This window comes from Cronobacter sp. HA18006, assembly GCF_011605445.1.
Taxonomy (GTDB): Bacteria; Pseudomonadota; Gammaproteobacteria; order Enterobacterales; family Enterobacteriaceae; genus Cronobacter; species Cronobacter sakazakii.
The window spans coordinates 62856-78228 of the sequence record NZ_JAANQB010000025.1 but is presented as its reverse complement, the minus strand read 5'-3'; the positions used below and the strand labels follow the sequence as shown (position 1 = coordinate 78228).

Annotated in this window: 12 protein-coding genes; 10 read left to right on the top strand and 2 right to left on the bottom strand. The window is 54.6% G+C overall.

The genetic code is table 11. The features are described 5' to 3' along the window. Positions 1-167 precede the first annotated feature (167 nt). Both G9X48_RS19810 and msrA read right to left on the bottom strand, forming a co-directional pair. Entirely contained in the window at positions 168-1583 is a 1416-nt protein-coding gene (locus G9X48_RS19810) for a DUF1996 domain-containing protein (RefSeq protein ID WP_097640950.1), read from the bottom strand. Positions 1584-1688: 105 nt separating this feature from the next. Continuing rightward, on the bottom strand, positions 1689-2327 hold the full coding sequence (gene msrA, locus G9X48_RS19805; protein ID WP_097640951.1) for a peptide-methionine (S)-S-oxide reductase MsrA: 639 nt from the start codon (positions 2325-2327) through the stop codon (positions 1689-1691). A gap of 224 nt (positions 2328-2551) precedes the next feature. On the opposite strand from msrA, the gene tamA reads away from it, so the two are divergent. From tamA to G9X48_RS19755, 10 genes are all read left to right on the top strand, one after another. Continuing rightward, the gene (tamA, locus tag G9X48_RS19800; RefSeq protein ID WP_014728014.1) at positions 2552-4285 is read left to right on the top strand and encodes an autotransporter assembly complex protein TamA; all 1734 of its coding nucleotides are present in this window, start codon (positions 2552-2554) and stop codon (positions 4283-4285) included. Continuing rightward, positions 4282-8058: a translocation/assembly module TamB domain-containing protein gene (locus G9X48_RS19795; protein ID WP_097640952.1), complete on the top strand. Its 3777-nt coding sequence runs from the start codon at positions 4282-4284 to the stop codon at positions 8056-8058. The genes tamA and G9X48_RS19795 overlap by 4 nt, the downstream gene beginning before the upstream one ends. A gap of 2 nt (positions 8059-8060) precedes the next feature. Next, positions 8061-8396, top strand: a complete 336-nt coding sequence (locus G9X48_RS19790; protein WP_004387569.1) for a gamma-glutamylcyclotransferase — start codon at positions 8061-8063, stop codon at positions 8394-8396. Between the two features lie 386 nt (positions 8397-8782). Continuing rightward, positions 8783-9316 (top strand): fimbrial protein, encoded by a 534-nt coding sequence (locus G9X48_RS19785; RefSeq protein WP_007852288.1) that lies wholly within the window; start codon positions 8783-8785, stop codon positions 9314-9316. 71 nt (positions 9317-9387) lie between these two features. Beyond that, positions 9388-9948 carry a fimbrial protein gene (locus tag G9X48_RS19780; RefSeq protein ID WP_237728413.1) on the top strand — a complete coding sequence of 187 codons (561 nt, stop codon included), beginning with the start codon at positions 9388-9390 and terminating at the stop codon, positions 9946-9948. A 72-nt stretch (positions 9949-10020) separates the two neighbouring features. Next, complete coding sequence (locus G9X48_RS19775; protein WP_158686275.1) at positions 10021-12528, top strand: outer membrane usher protein; 2508 nt, start codon at positions 10021-10023, stop codon at positions 12526-12528. A 40-nt stretch (positions 12529-12568) separates the two neighbouring features. Next, positions 12569-13327: a fimbria/pilus periplasmic chaperone gene (locus tag G9X48_RS19770; protein WP_097640954.1), complete on the top strand. Its 759-nt coding sequence runs from the start codon at positions 12569-12571 to the stop codon at positions 13325-13327. A gap of 43 nt (positions 13328-13370) precedes the next feature. Continuing rightward, positions 13371-13925, top strand: coding sequence for a fimbrial protein (locus tag G9X48_RS19765; protein ID WP_097640955.1), 555 nt, complete (start codon positions 13371-13373; stop codon positions 13923-13925). A gap of 29 nt (positions 13926-13954) precedes the next feature. Then, a complete protein-coding gene (locus tag G9X48_RS19760) occupies positions 13955-14884 on the top strand; it encodes a fimbrial protein (RefSeq protein ID WP_097640961.1) in 930 nt (309 codons plus the stop codon). Next, positions 14881-15372, top strand: coding sequence for a fimbrial protein (locus G9X48_RS19755; RefSeq protein WP_015386328.1), 492 nt, complete (start codon positions 14881-14883; stop codon positions 15370-15372). Before G9X48_RS19760 ends, G9X48_RS19755 begins: the two co-directional genes overlap by 4 nt. Position 15373 lies beyond the last annotated feature (1 nt).

Here is a 15373-nt window from a genome sequence, read left to right as displayed (position 1 = left end):
GGGAAGTTGATTATTGTGTGAAAACACGGTGAATGCAGGCTGTAGAGAAGGAGGCCTGCAAATTCAAAGGGTAGTATAGCGTAAGCCCCTGCGGGGCTGCCAGAGGGCTTGCGCAACGGGTGAAGAAAGCGCCCGCCGCGTAGGGAAATTACGGCGGGCGTAAACGGTCAGATCTCCGGTACGTTTTCGTAGCCTGTCAGCATCAGCAGCAGATTTTCTTTGGTGCCTGCCGGGTTAAAGCTGTAATTGCCGCCCTGGCGGTCACCGCCAATGTACCAGGCGATTTCGGTTTTCCCGGCAGCCAGCGCGGCCCGCACGGCTTTATCAACATCCACGTAGCGATAGATTCGCGCGTTATCGAGATACAGAATGCCGTCAGATTTGTAGTTACACGCCGGACGATTATTCCAGTTCACCTGATGCTCATCCCACTGCGTATCGGCCGGGTAGAAAAAGATCTGATTCGCGCCTTCGCCGTTTTTCCCGCCATAAATGCGAATTTTATATTTAAACAGCGCGGCATCGGCGTCGGAATAGCCTTCAGGCAGCGGCGGGATGGAAAATTTCACCAGCGACATGACCTCTTTATTGGCGGTGCGTCCCCCGTTGCGCCAGTCATCCTGCACCTGCAGCGTCGGCTCGTCACCAAAGTTACGGCCCGGCTCCGCGCTGCTGACAAACGTATCGGCGCTGGCGCGTTGGTAACTGAACGGAATATTGGTGCCGCAGTCCATATTTTTGTTCATGCATTCTTCGGTCATAAACTGCGCCGATTGCACCGGCCAGCCATTCATGAAATCGCCGTGAGCCGTATAGATACTGCCCCATTTCTCAATACGGGTTTCGCCATCCATCTGCGGGTCCATCGACAGCTGGATTTTCGCGGTATCAAGCGAGGTAATCTGCGGCAGAACCCAGGCGACGTTCATATTCACCGTCGGGATTTTCACCGGGAACTCCGCCGGGCACGCGCCTGCGTCGTTGGTGTAGGTGGCGTTCATCCTGCCGCGTGCGGGTTTGAGGTTGACGCCATCCCAGCAGTTCGGGAACTGGATACCGATATTAAACTGTACCGCATCGCCTTTCTGGCGTAACCCGCAGACTTCGCCTGCCGTATTGGTATACCCCTTGCCATTGGCGCACAGAAAGGTGATGTGCCGGTTAGGCCCGGTGCCGTAATGATCGCCCGCCAGCAGCTCAAGACCGGGCGGGAAGGGGGGCAGAGGGTAAGTATCTACACTGGTGCTTTGATAGTAGGTTTTCTGGTAGGCAGGTTTGACGATTTGTCCGTCGGGCAACTTCATGGTGGGAACCCACCAGGCGGAGCTGTCCGCTTTGTTATTACAGGTATTATCCGGCTGGTTTCGCAGCCGGACATAATCGGAATAAGCGTCGGTATGGGTATTGCCAAAGAAGTCATGCAGCATGGCGTGGTTTGGCATGCCATACATCATGATGGCATCGTCGCCAGCGGTATGGTGGTAAGCACAGTCAACATCCGCCTGGGGACCGGCCCAGGCGGAAAGCGCACTAAGACCGGTCACCACCGGGATAAACGAGCGTAACAGCGTGATGAGTTTCATAGCAGTTCTCCGCAACCAGTGTCGGTTGAGGGATAGCATGGGCGCGCCGCTTAACGCCTCTCATCACTTATCACAAATCCTGATAATACAATGATTGATGAATTGTTACGCCTCGGGGGGCAGGCACACGCCGATGCCGCCGATGCCGCAATAGCCGTACGGATTTTTGTGCAGATACTGCTGGTGTTCGTCTTCGGCATAGTAAAACGGTTTGGCCGGCGCGATTTCTGTCGTGATATGGCGATAGTCGCCCGCCGCTTCCATCGCCGCGCGGAACCGTTCGAGGCTCGCCTGTGCCGCGGCCTCTTGCTCCGGCGTTAACGGGTAGATCGCCGAACGGTATTGCGTTCCGACATCGTTGCCCTGACGCATCCCCTGCGCCGGATCGTGGTTTTCCCAGAACACCTGCAACAGCTGTTCGTAGCTGATGACGTTCGGGTCATAGACCACGCGCACCGCTTCGGCGTGCCCCGTCTGCCCGCTGCAGACTTCGCGGTAGGTCGGGTTTGGCGTATAACCGCCGGTGTAGCCTGCCGCGGTGCTGTAGACGCCCGGTAGCGCCCAGAAGAGTCTCTCCACGCCCCAGAAGCAGCCCATCGCGAATAACGCCACCTCCACTCCCTCCGGCACATTGGTCATTGAGTGTCCGGTCACGGTATGCAACGCTGCCACCGGCATACGGGTGTTACGCCCCGGCAGAGCCTCTTCTTCGGTAATCATTTGTTTCTTATCAAAAAAACTCATAGGGCCGACCTCCTGAAAAATGTTAAGCGTGCAAATTCTCGCCTGCGGTTGTCACGAAGCGGCTCTTTGCCCACAATAAACCTCTTAAATGCGACTAAATTAAACATAAGAAATATTTGGGTGATCGTCTTCATTTCAACTCCATTTACCGGAGTTTTGTCAGGCCGCGGAGCGGCATCAGGTTTCCTCCCGGGAGTGGGAATAAGGGATATTCAGGAGAGAACGTGCCATTAATCCGTAACTTGTGCTGGGCCACGCTGCTGGTGGCGGGCGCCTCGACCGCTGCGCCTGTCCGTTTGCAGGTGGAAGGGTTGACCGGCGCGCTACAAAAAAACGTCCGCGCTCAGCTTTCCACGATTCAGACGGATGAGGTCACGCCGGACCGCCGCTTTCGCGCGCGCGTCGATGACGCCATCCGCAACGGCCTGAAAGCGCTGGGCTACTACGAACCGACCATTGATTTCGAACTGCGTGAACCGCCGCCGGGCGGGCGTCGCCAGGTGTTGCTGGCGCGGGTTAACGCGGGCAAACCGGTGCTTATCGCCGGAACGAATGTGATTCTGCGCGGCGGCGCGCGCGACGATAAAGAGTATCTGGCGCTGCTGAAAAAGCGTCCCGCCATCGGCACAGTGCTGAACCATAACGACTACGACAGTTTCAAAAAAGGGCTGACCAGCCTGGCGCTGCGTCGGGGCTATTTCGACAGCGAATATAAAAAAAGCCAGCTTGGCGTTTCGGTGGAGCGTCGCGAGGCGTTCTGGGATATCGATTACGATAGCGGGCAGCGCTATCGCTTCGGCGATGTCACCTTCAGCGGCTCGCAGATCCGCGAAGAGTATCTGCAAAACCTGGTGCCGTTTAAAAAGGGCGATTATTACCAGTCAAGCGACGTGGCGGAGCTCAGCCGCCGTTTATCCGCCACCGGCTGGTTTAACTCGGTCGTCGTGGCGCCGGAATTTGAAAAATCCCGGAAGACCAAAGTGCTGCCGTTGCGGGGCGTGGTCTCGCCGCGCATTAAAAATACCGTCGAAGTGGGCGCGGGGTACTCCACTGACGTCGGTCCGCGTCTCAAAGCGAACTGGCGCAAACCGTGGATCAACTCTTACGGTCACAGCCTGACCACCTCGACCAGTATCTCCGCGCCGGAGCAGCAGCTCGATTTCAGCTATAAAATGCCGCTGCTGAAGAACCCGCTGGAGCAATATTATCTGGTGCAGGGCGGCTTTAAGCGCACCGATCTCAACGATACCGAAGCAGATTCCACCACGCTTGCCGTCTCCCGCTACTGGGATCTCTCCAGCGGCTGGCAGCGCGCCATTAACCTGCGCTGGAGTCTGGATCACTTTACCCAGGCCAACGTCACCCATACCACGATGCTGCTCTATCCGGGCGTGATGCTAAGCCGCACTCGTTCACGCGGCGGCCTGATGCCGACCTGGGGCGATTCACAGCGCTATTCCATTGACTACTCTGACTCCGCCTGGGGCTCTGACGTCGATTTCGTCGTCCTGCAGGCGCAAAACGTCTGGATACGCACGCTCTATGACAAACATCGCTTTGTGGCGCGCGGCAACCTCGGCTGGATAGAAACCAACGACTTTGAGCGCGTACCGCCGGACCTGCGCTTCTTCGCGGGCGGCGACCGCAGCATCCGCGGTTATAAATATAAATCTATCTCTCCCAAAGATGACGACGGCAAGCTGACCGGCGCCTCGAAGCTCGCTACCGGCTCGCTGGAATACCAGTACAACGTGACCGGCAAATGGTGGGGCGCGGTGTTTGTCGATTCCGGTGAAGCCGTCAACGACATCAAGCAAAGCAATTTCAAAACCGGCGCGGGCGTCGGGGTGCGCTGGCAGTCGCCGGTCGGGCCCATTAAGGTCGATTTCGCGGTGCCCGTTGGCGACAAAGAGGAGCATGGTTTGCAGTTTTACATCGGTCTGGGGCCTGAATTATGAGTCGTATGAAAAAAATCAGCCTCGCCGTTCTGGCCGTTGTCGTGCTGCTTATCGCAACCGTTGGCTTTCTGGTGGGCACCACGACAGGTTTACATCTGGTTTTCAACGCCGCTAATCGCTGGGTGCCGGGGCTGGATATCGGGCGCGTCACCGGCGGCTGGCGCGACCTGACTATCACCTCGCTGCGCTACCAGCAGCCGGGCGTGGACGTTAACGCCGGCGAAATCCATCTTTCCGTGAAGCTCTCCTGCCTGCGTGACAGCAGCCTGTGCGTGAATGATTTCTCACTGAAAGATATCAACGTGGTCGTCGATACCAAAAAAATGCCGCCAGCGGCGAAAGTGGAAGAAGAAGAGAGCGGGCCGCTTGATCTCTCCACGCCGTACCCGATTACGCTGAGCCGGGCGGCGCTGCATAACGTCAATATCAAAATCGACGATACGCTGGTGTCGGTGATGGATTTCAGCTCGGGCCTCGCCTGGGAGAGCCGCAATCTGACACTCAAACCGACCTCGTTACAGGGGCTGCTCATCGCGCTGCCCAAAGCGGCGGATGTGGCGCAGGAGGAGGTGATCGAGCCGAAGGTGAATAACCCGCAGCCGCAGGAGAAACCGCTCGGTGAAACGCTGCGCGAGCTGTTCGCTAAACCTGTCCTGCCGGAGATGACGGATGTCCATCTGCCGCTGAACCTGACGGTGGAAAATTTTCACGGCGAACAGCTGCGCCTGACTGGCGACACCGATATTACGGTCAGCAATCTGCTGGTGAAAATCAGCAGCGTGGATGGCGTCACGAAGCTCGATACGCTGGATATCGATTCGAATCAGGGCACGGTTAACGCCACCGGCAGCGCGGAGCTGCGCAACAACTGGCCGGTCGATATTACGCTTAACAGCACGCTGAACGTGGAGCCGCTCAAGGGCGAGAAAGTGAAGCTCAAAGTGGGCGGCGCACTGCGCGACCAGCTGGAGTTCGGCGTTAATCTCTCCGGCCCGGTGGATGTAGTGCTGCGCGGGCAGACGAAACTTGCCGAAGCGGGCTTGCCGCTCAATCTGGATATTACCAGCGAGCAGCTCTACTGGCCGCTCACTGGCCCGAAACAGTATCAGGCTGACGATCTTAAACTGAAGCTTTCAGGCAAAATGACCGATTACGCGCTGTCGTTCCGTACCGCCGTGAAAGGCGATCAGCTGCCGTCCGCCACCATTATGCTTGACGGTAAGGGCAATGAACAGCAGATCAACATTGATAAGCTGGATGTCGCGGCGCTGCAGGGCCACACCACGCTGACCGCGTTGCTCGACTGGCAGCAGGCCATCAGCTGGCGCGGCGAGCTGGCGCTGAAAGGCATTAACACCGCCAAACAGTACCCGGAGTGGCCGTCGAAGCTTGACGGGCTGATGAAGCTGCGCGGCAGCCTCTATGGCGGCACCTGGCAGCTTGATGTGCCGGAGCTGAAGCTCGCGGGCAACGTTAAGCAGAATAAGGTGAAGGTCGACGGGCAGCTTAAGGGCAACAGCTATCTTCAGTGGACTATCCCCGGCCTGCATCTGGAATTAGGGCGCAATAAAGCGGACGTGAAGGGCGAGCTGGGCGTTAAAGATCTGGCGCTGGACGCCACGATTGACGCGCCGGCGCTGGATAACGCGCTGCCGGGGCTCGGCGGCACAGCGAAAGGGCTGGTGAAAATTCGCGGTAACGTCGAGGCACCGGAACTTAACGCCGATGTCACCGCGCGCAACCTGCGCTGGCAGGAGCTCTCCGTCGCGCAGGTGCGCCTGCTTGGCGATGTGAAATCCACCGATCAGATCGGCGGCTCGCTGGATCTGCGCGTTGAGCGTCTGGTGCAGGGCGATATCAACCTGCGGCTGATTACGCTCGCCGCCAAAGGCAATGAAAAGTCACATCAGATGGCGCTGCGCGTGCAGGGCGAGCCGGTCTCCGGGCAGCTCGACCTGCGCGGCAGCTTTGACCGTCAGGCGATGCGCTGGCGCGGCGAGATTGATAATACGCGCTTCGCCACGCCAGTCGGCCCATGGGCGCTAAGCCGCGCGCTGACGCTCGACTACCGCGGGCAGGAGCAGAAAATCGCCATCGGCCCGCACTGCTGGCGTAACCCGAACGCCGAGCTCTGCGTTCCGCAAACCATCGATGCTGGCGCGACTGGCCGGGCGCAGGTAAATCTCAACCGTTTCGATCTGGCCATGATCAAACCGTTTATGCCGGAAGAGACCCAGGCGAGCGGGCTTTTCACCGGTAAAGCGGATGTCAGCTGGGATACCACAAAAGAAGGGCTGCCGCAGGGACAGGTGCAGCTCGCCGGGCGCGGGGTTCGTGTGACGCAACTGGTGAACGGTAATCCGCTGCTGGTGGCGTTCGACACGCTGAACCTGAACGCGGAGCTGCGCAATAACCGTGCGCGGCTCAACTGGCTGATTCGTCTCGCTAATAATGGCCAGTTCGACGGTGATATTCAGGTGGCGGACCCACAGGAGCGCCGCAATCTTTCCGGGAATATCAATATCCGTAATTTCTCGCTCGCTATCGCCAACCCGGTCTTTTCGCGCGGCGAGAAAGCGGCGGGTATTCTGAGCGCGAACCTGCGGCTCGGCGGCGATGCCCGCCAGCCGCAGCTGTTCGGCCAGATGCAGCTTAACGGTGTGGATATCGAGGGCAACTTTATGCCGTTCGATATGCAGCCGAGCCAGCTTGCCATGAACTTCAATGGCATGAGTTCGACGCTGCAGGGCGTGGTGCGCACGAAGCAGGGCGAAATCGCGCTGAACGGTAACGCCGACTGGAGCCAGATCGATAACTGGCGCGCCCGAGTGGCGGCGCGCGGCAGCCGCGTGCGGATCACCGTGCCACCGATGGTGCGCCTGGACGTTTCGCCGGATGTGGTGCTGGAGGCGACGCCAAGCCTGATTACGCTTGATGGCCGCGTGGATGTGCCGTGGGCGCGCATCGTGGTGCACGATCTGCCGGAAAGCGCGGTGGGCGTCTCCAGTGATGAAGTTCTGCTCGATGAAAATCTGAAACCGGAAGAGGAGCAGCACGCTTCCATTCCGATCAATAGTAATCTCATCGTTCACGTTGGGAACAACGTGCGGATAGATGCTTTTGGGCTGAAGGCGCGTCTCACCGGCGATCTGAAAGTCGCGCAGGATAAACAGGGCCTGGGCCTGAACGGGCAGATCAACATCCCGGAAGGGCGCTTCCACGCTTACGGCCAGGATCTGCTGGTGCGTAAGGGTGAGCTGCTGTTCTCCGGCCCGCCGGACCGGCCACTCCTGAATATCGAGGCGATCCGTAACCCTGACGCCACCGAAAACGATGTGATCGCTGGCGTGCGCGTAACTGGCGAAACCGACGAGCCGAAGGTGGAAGTCTTCTCCGACCCGGCAATGTCGCAGCAGGAGGCGCTCTCTTATCTCTTGCGCGGGCAGGGGCTTGAGAGCGGGCAGAGCGACAGCGACGCCATGACGTCTATGCTGATTGGCCTGGGGGTTGCACAAAGTGGTCAGGTTGTGGGTAAAATCGGCGAGACGTTTGGCGTAAGCAATCTGGCGCTGGACACCGAAGGGGTGGGCGATTCCTCCCAGGTGGTGGTCAGCGGCTATGTACTGCCGGGTCTCCAGGTGAAATACGGCGTGGGCATTTTTGACTCGCTGGCGACGCTCACGCTAAGGTATCGCCTGATGCCTAAGCTATATCTGGAAGCGGTGTCTGGCGTAGATCAGGCACTTGATGTGCTCTATCAGTTTGAGTTTTAGCAATGCGAATATTTGTCTACGGCAGTTTACGACGCAAACAAGGCAACAGCCACTGGATGACCAACGCCCAGTGGCTGGGCGATTATGACATCGAAAACTACCAGCTCTTCAGCCTGGGGCATTACCCTGGGGCAGTGCCAGGCGAAGGCTCGGTAGTCGGCGAAGTGTATCGCATCGATGCCACGACGCTTGCGGAGCTGGATGCGTTGCGCACCGCGCGCGGCGAGTATAAACGCCAGCTTATCCAGACGCCGTACGGCAGCGCCTGGATGTATGTTTACCAACGACCAACTGAAGGGCTGACCCGCATCGAAAGCGGCAACTGGCTCGACAGGTAAAATCGTTCTTCCTCGAAAACCACGCTTCGGCGTGGTTTTTTATTATCGGTAATATATTTTAAGAAAACGATTATCAGTAAACCGGATGATCTTTTTTAAATGGAAAATACCTGGGCTTTTATCTGATTTTTCCTTATTAAAATATTCCTGCATTATGTCCTTTTCATGCTGGTATCAATGCCTTAGATAGTAGCTTTATGTGTGTTTCCGGCTGTTCTTTTTTTAGAATTTATATATGTTGCCGCATCCCATCCTGAAATTTAAAATTCTCGCGAATTCAATGGCGGGTAAATATAAAATACTCCATGCATTGATTTGGTGAATTTTATAAATACGGCTCTTGAATAGTCTGTAAGGAATCGTTTTTATTTACTCAAGGAAATAACATGAAATTCAGCAAGGTTTCTCTGGCAGCGGCAATGGGATTAATGCTGGCGGCAGGCATGGCGAACGCACAAGATCAGGGCCACGGAAAAGTCACTTTCACCGGTTCTATCATCGATGCACCGTGCTCCATTCATCCTGACAGCATCGATCAGACTGTCGGCATGGGGCAGATTTCTAACGTTGCGCTGAAAGCAAACGGCAACACCGGTACTTCCGTACCGCGCAACTTTGAAATCAAACTGGAAAACTGCGATGTCAGCACGCTGAAAACCGTAAAAACCACGTTTACCGGCGCAGAAGGGGCAACTGACGGCTCTCTGGGCATCACCGGTACCGCTAAAGGCGCCAGCATTATCCTGACCAACGGCGACGGCCAGCAGCTCAAACTTGGCGAAGCGTCTGCAGCGCATCAGCTGCAGGAAGGCAACAACACGCTGCTGTTTTCTGCTTATCTGCAGGGTGATGGCGCATCTGCAACCATCGTCCCGGGTGATTTTACTGCTGTCGCAGACTTTACGCTGGCTTACCAGTAAGTCTGGTGCCACCGGGCTGCATACGTCCGCTCAGGCGGGCGTATGATTTTTCGCTTCCAGAGACGGACTTCATGACCAGATTAACGTGTTATGCGATAGCGCTGACCCTCGGAATCGCTACTGCTGCCACACAGGCGTCACCGTCAGCCAGACCTGCTTCAGAATTTGATATCGGCTTGAATGGCCGCGTAAATATGCAAGGCACGATCGTTTCAAAAGCCTGTGATATCGCCATGGAAAGTCGCTATCAGTCTATCGAAATGCCAGATGAATCTGTCAATGTGATTAAACGTGCGGGTGAAGGTGTCGCAATGCCATTTTCCATTCACCTGGTAAATTGCACCTTTGATACTGGCGAGCCGGACAGCGCACCATGGCAGTTTTTGCAGGTCACCTTTGACGGCGCGGACGATGACGGATTATTCAAAATCACGGGCGAGGCTGGTGGCGTTGCGTTAGCGATTGAGAGCAAAAACGGAAAAGAGATTCACCCGGGTCAACCACTGCCTTATACGGAAATCTCTACCGAAGATATTAAGCTGGATTACGAATTACGCTTGAAAACAACGCATGACGAGTTAAAACCCGGCGCCTATTCGTCAATAATTAAATATCGCATTGATTATTTTTAAATACCGCTGTTCTTCAGTCTTAATTTAATAATAAAGGCAGAGATTGCCCGTAAACAAACCGGCGAAAGGGATATGGCCAGATCACACAATAAACAAGCCTCTCTATCAAAACTGATTGTGCCGTCAGCATTGGCTTTATGCATCTGCGCGTGTTTACGGACAGCGGCAATAGCCGCAGACGATATTCAGTTTAATACCGATGTGCTTGACGTAAAAGATAAGCAAAATATCGATCTTAGCCGTTTTTCAAAGCGCGGTTATATTATGCCGGGCGATTACGGATTTAAAATTAAAGTTAATCAAAACGAACTGGAAGAGCAGACGGTCAGTGTTTTTGCTGCCGAAAATGATAAAAACCAGTCACTGGTTTGCTTTACGACGGACCAGATCAAAAAATTTGGCTTTAAAGAAAAATACCTCGGGCAATTTAAAGTCTGGCATAACGGTCAGTGTGTCGATATCACGGCATTAAAAGGCGTTGAAGTCACACCGGACCTTGGCAACAGTATGCTGATGATAAGCGTACCCCAGGCTTATCTGGAATATACCTCCGATAACTGGGTGCCGCCGTCAATGTGGGATAACGGTATTCCCGGCGTTATCGCGGATTACAACGTCAACGCCCAGACGCGCCATAACGAAGGGCGTGAAGGCGGTGACGATAACTCGGTGTCCGGCAATGGTACGTTTGGCGCCAATATGGGGCCGTGGCGTCTGCGTGCAGACTGGCAGACCAACTATGACGATCGCTCAGGTAGCAGCGGTCAGAAAAAGTGGACGTGGAGCCGGTTCCAGATGTACCGCGCGCTGCCCAAAATGGGCGCGAAGCTGACTGTCGGCGAAGACTACATGAATTCAGATATGTTCGACAGCGTGCGTTACACCGGCGCAAGCGTCGTGTCTGACGACAATATGTTGCCGCCGAACCTGCGCGGTTACGCGCCGGAAGTGACTGGTGTAGCGAAGACTAACGCCAAAGTCACCATTTCGCAGCAAGGCCGGGTTATCTATGAAACGCAGGTCGCGGCAGGCCCATTTGCCATTCAGGATCTCAATAACTCAGTCTCCGGGGCGCTGGATGTGCGTGTTCAGGAACAGGATGGCTCGGTACAGGAATATAAAGTCAATACGGCTTCTATTCCTTATCTGACAAGACCTGGCAGCCTGCGTTACAAAATGTATGCCGGCAGACCAAGCACTTATGATCACCATAGCGAAGGCAGTGGTTTTGGTTCGGGGGAATTTTCCTGGGGTATCAGCAACGGTTGGTCGCTTTATGGCGGTCTTGTGGCGAGCCGCAATTATCTGGCCACGGCGTTGGGTGTCGGCCGCGATCTAATGGCGCTGGGTGCGCTGGCGTTCGATATTACCCGCTCCGGCGCGAAGCTCGATAACGGTGAAGACCGGCATGGTCAGTCTTATCGCCTGAGCTATTCGAAGCGTTTCGATGACACAGGAAGTCAGGTGACATTTGCGGGTTATCGCTTCTCCGAAAAAGACTTCATGAGCTTTAACGATTATCTGAATTACCGTGCAGATAACGGCAGCTTTATGCAGAGCAAAGAGATGTACACCATCTCCTTTAATCAGCAGTTTGAAAGTATCGGGCTTAGCGCTTATCTGAACTATTCACACCAGACTTACTGGAGTAACCCGGCGGAAGATCGCTATAGCCTGTCGCTGTCTCGCTATTTCGATATCGGGAAAATGAAAAATATCAGCGCGTCGCTGACGGCGTACCGTAACAAATTCAACGGCGAAAACGATGATGGTATGTATGTCTCCGTCTCTATGCCGATGGGCGATACCGGTACGCTGGGACTTAACTCATCCTATGACGCCGACAATAACAGCCATAGCCTGAGTTATTTCAACCGGCTGGATAACGGCGATAACTATCGTATTGCCGCAGGCGGCAGCAATGATGGCGGTAACCTGAGCGGTTATTACGATCACCCCGGAGACCTGGCAGAGGTCAGCGGCAACGTTGATTACCAGCACGGTCAATACAGTTCGGCCGGGTTATCACTGCGCGGCGGGATGACGGCGACGGCGAAAGGCGCGGCATTACATCGCACTAACGTGATCGGCGGGACGCGCGTTCTGCTCGACACCGGTGACGCCGCGGATATCCCGGTACAGGGTTATGCCAATGCGACGACCACCAACCATTTCGGTAATGCGGTAATCACAGACGTGAGTGATTACAGCAAAAATAGCCTGAGCATTGATATTAACCATCTGCCAGAAGATGCCGAAGCGTCTGCTTCGGTGGTTCAGGCAACGCTCACCGAAGGCGCCATTGGCTATCGCAAATTTAATGTGATTTCAGGCCTGAAAGCGATGGCGATTATCCGCCTTGCGGATGGAACTTACCCGCCGTTCGGTGCCAGCGTGCTCAATGCGGAAAATCAGGAAATTGGCATCGTCAATGATGAGGGCCAGGCATACCTGAGCGGTTTGCAACCGGGCCACCAGTTAAGGGTTAGCTGGAATGGCAATGTGCAATGCGCCGTCACCCTGCCGAAAAATCTTCAGGGAACAAGCCAGAACGAAAATCTGCTGCTGCCGTGCCGCTAAGGCGGGGCGGTTAACCGATTAACTTAACAGGTCATTAATTATGTTAACCATGAATAAAACCATATTTGCCGCCGCGCTGGCGCTGTCTGGCGTAATGGCAACTCAACAGGCTTTTGCGGCCATCGCGCTCGATCGCACCCGCGTAGTTTATAACGGCGAAGAGAAATCCATTAGCCTGGGCATCAGCAATGAAAACAAGAATCTGCCTTATCTTGCCCAGGCCTGGATTGAAGATGCGCAAGGGAACAAAATTACCTCGCCGTTGAATGTGCTGCCCCCTGTGCAGCGCGTAGAAGCGGGCGCGAAAAGCCAGGTGAAAGTGCAGGCTTCGCCAGCGATCGCGTCGTTGCCGCAAGACAGAGAATCGCTTTTTTATTTCAACCTGCGTGAAATTCCGCCGCGCAGCAATAAACCGAACACGCTGCAAATTGCTCTGCAGACCCGCATCAAACTGTTTTACCGTCCGAAAGCTATCGCGCTCGATAAAACGCAGGCGGCGCAGGGCGACTGGGTGGAAAAAGTCACGCTGACGCGCCAGGGCGATAAATTTATGGTCAATAACCCGACGCCTTATTTCCTGACCATTGTCGAAGGCGCTACTGGCGTCAAAGGGAAAACGGTGGGCTTTGAGCCTGTGATGGTCAGCCCGAAATCCAGCGCGACGATTGAAGCGTCTGCTGCCGCTTTTGGTAATAACCCGGTGCTGACGTATGTGAATGATTACGGTGGACGCCCGCACCTGCAGTTCGCCTGTAGCGGAACGACCTGCACAGCGAAATTGCTGAAAGATCAAAACTAATCAGCCACGGGAAACCATTGTGATGAAAAGGATGACTCAACTTATGGCGCTCGGCGCGGCGCTCTGTGTCATACCGCCTGTGTTTGCTGATGAGCCGGTTTCAGCCGATGGCGGTACGCTCTATGTGCATGGGGCTTTGCGTGAAAATACCTGTCGACTGGAGATGGATTCCGCGTGGCAGGACATCGATCTTGGCAATATCACCCGCGCGGATGTGAACCTTGTGGGCAAAATGACGAAGCCGATTCCGGTGACGCTCTATCTGCGTGACTGTCCGGAAATCCCGACTCGCAGTGCGAATATCACGCCGCTGACGCACACCCGCAGTACACAGCAGCCTGCGTACCAGGCGCGCTTTTTGGCTGCGACCGATACGCTGAGGCCGGAGCTTATCAAAGTGACGGGCGCATCCGGCATCGGGTTGCGGTTGAAAGACAGTCGCGGGCAAACCGTGAACATGGGGCAGCAGGGAGACACCGTTTTGCTCAACCCAGGCCAGGATAGCGTGACCTATACGCTGCAGGTCGAGCGTACCAATGCGCCATTAGTTCCGGGCTCTTATCATGCACTGATCCATTTCAGCATGATGTATGAGTGAAAATGATAATTCCCGACGTGAGGTGTTATATGAAAAAGGTTAGATTTTATTTTTTCTGCTTTTTCGGTTTTTTTATTGCAAGCCTCTACTCCTCGTCTGTTTTTGCCACGTGCCAGTTCTGGACGGCTGAAACACCGAATATGCTTAATCATCATTTCGACTTTGGAAATATTGTCGTTCCGCCTAATGCTCCTGTAGGAACGGTACTGGCCTCACAAGCAAAAGGGAATAATGGCGATGTCCATATCTACTGCCAGACTGGCGGCACAATTCATTATTGGCTGAATCCACCGTGGGTAACCTCCACAAGTGTTGATAATACCTATGCAACCAATATACCTGGCGTCGGCATCAGGGTGGGGGCTCGTGGTGGAGACTGGTGGTTCTCTCCCATTGATGGACATCCTGCAATATGGGACAGTTACAATAACGTACACTCTGGATATGTTGAATTTTCAATTATTAAAACGGGTGAAGTGACCTCTGGCGGCAGCCTTGATACGGGGTTTGTGGGATATATTGCGGATGACTTTGGCACCCACGCTGTTGAAGTGTGGCTCAATAACGCATCAATTTCTTTACCCGCATGTAATTTGAATGATGGCAAACCCATTGATGTTGATTTTGGTAGCGCTATAGCCACAACTGACGTAGCAAGCGGAAAAATTGAAAGATCCATTGATTATAAACTTACTTGTAGCTACGACAACTACGGCCTTAAGGTTCGAATATTAGGCACAGGAGCGGCATTTAATAATGATCTTCTCCAGACAAACATTAATGAACTGGGTATTAAATTCAAAGCGGATGGAATAGATTTTCCACTTAATACCGAATTTAATTTTGCTTCTGCCGCCGCAAAACCTGTGCTGAAAGCGATATTAACCCAACAAGCTGGCTCACACTTGCCTGCCGGCGATTTTACAGCCAGTGCAACGATGAGAGTGGAATATCAATGAAGCATTTTCTGCGTGCGGTATGTTTTGCGTCGGCGGCTTACGTGGCTTATTCGGTCGCTGCCGAGGATGCAAATATGTCTTTTCACGGAACTTTGGTAGCGCCTCCTTGCACTATCAGTAATGAACAGACGATCGAGGTAACGTTTGGCGACTATCTGGCCATCGAAAAAATTGATGGTACTCACTATCTGCAGCCAGTGAATTACAACGTCGTCTGCGCAGCAGGCTATACGCCAAATAATCTCGCTATCGTAATAGAGACGGCAAGCCCGACCTCATTCGATGAATCAGCGATTCAGACCAGTAAAACGGACCTGGGTCTCCATATTCTGGTGAATGGGTTGCCGGTGACCTTTGGACAACGTGTCGCTATTACTGACATTGGCACGCCGCCCCTGATTCAGGCGGTACCGGTACAGTCGGGTAATGTCATGCTGACTGCCGGTGCATTTGAAGCATCGATGACGCTGCGCGTCGATTATATGTGAG

Coding starts and splice junctions, on each gene's coding strand:
- G9X48_RS19810 (WP_097640950.1), bottom strand. CDS start 1,583: ATGAAACTCATCACGCTGTTACGCTCGTTTATCCCGGTGGTGACCGGT.
- msrA (WP_097640951.1), bottom strand. CDS start 2,327: ATGAGTTTTTTTGATAAGAAACAAATGATTACCGAAGAAGAGGCTCTG.
- G9X48_RS19795 (WP_097640952.1), top strand. CDS start 4,282: ATGAGTCGTATGAAAAAAATCAGCCTCGCCGTTCTGGCCGTTGTCGTG.
- G9X48_RS19790 (WP_004387569.1), top strand. CDS start 8,061: ATGCGAATATTTGTCTACGGCAGTTTACGACGCAAACAAGGCAACAGC.
- G9X48_RS19785 (WP_007852288.1), top strand. CDS start 8,783: ATGAAATTCAGCAAGGTTTCTCTGGCAGCGGCAATGGGATTAATGCTG.
- G9X48_RS19780 (WP_237728413.1), top strand. CDS start 9,388: ATGACCAGATTAACGTGTTATGCGATAGCGCTGACCCTCGGAATCGCT.
- G9X48_RS19775 (WP_158686275.1), top strand. CDS start 10,021: ATGGCCAGATCACACAATAAACAAGCCTCTCTATCAAAACTGATTGTG.
- G9X48_RS19770 (WP_097640954.1), top strand. CDS start 12,569: ATGTTAACCATGAATAAAACCATATTTGCCGCCGCGCTGGCGCTGTCT.
- G9X48_RS19765 (WP_097640955.1), top strand. CDS start 13,371: ATGGCGCTCGGCGCGGCGCTCTGTGTCATACCGCCTGTGTTTGCTGAT.
- G9X48_RS19760 (WP_097640961.1), top strand. CDS start 13,955: ATGAAAAAGGTTAGATTTTATTTTTTCTGCTTTTTCGGTTTTTTTATT.
- G9X48_RS19755 (WP_015386328.1), top strand. CDS start 14,881: ATGAAGCATTTTCTGCGTGCGGTATGTTTTGCGTCGGCGGCTTACGTG.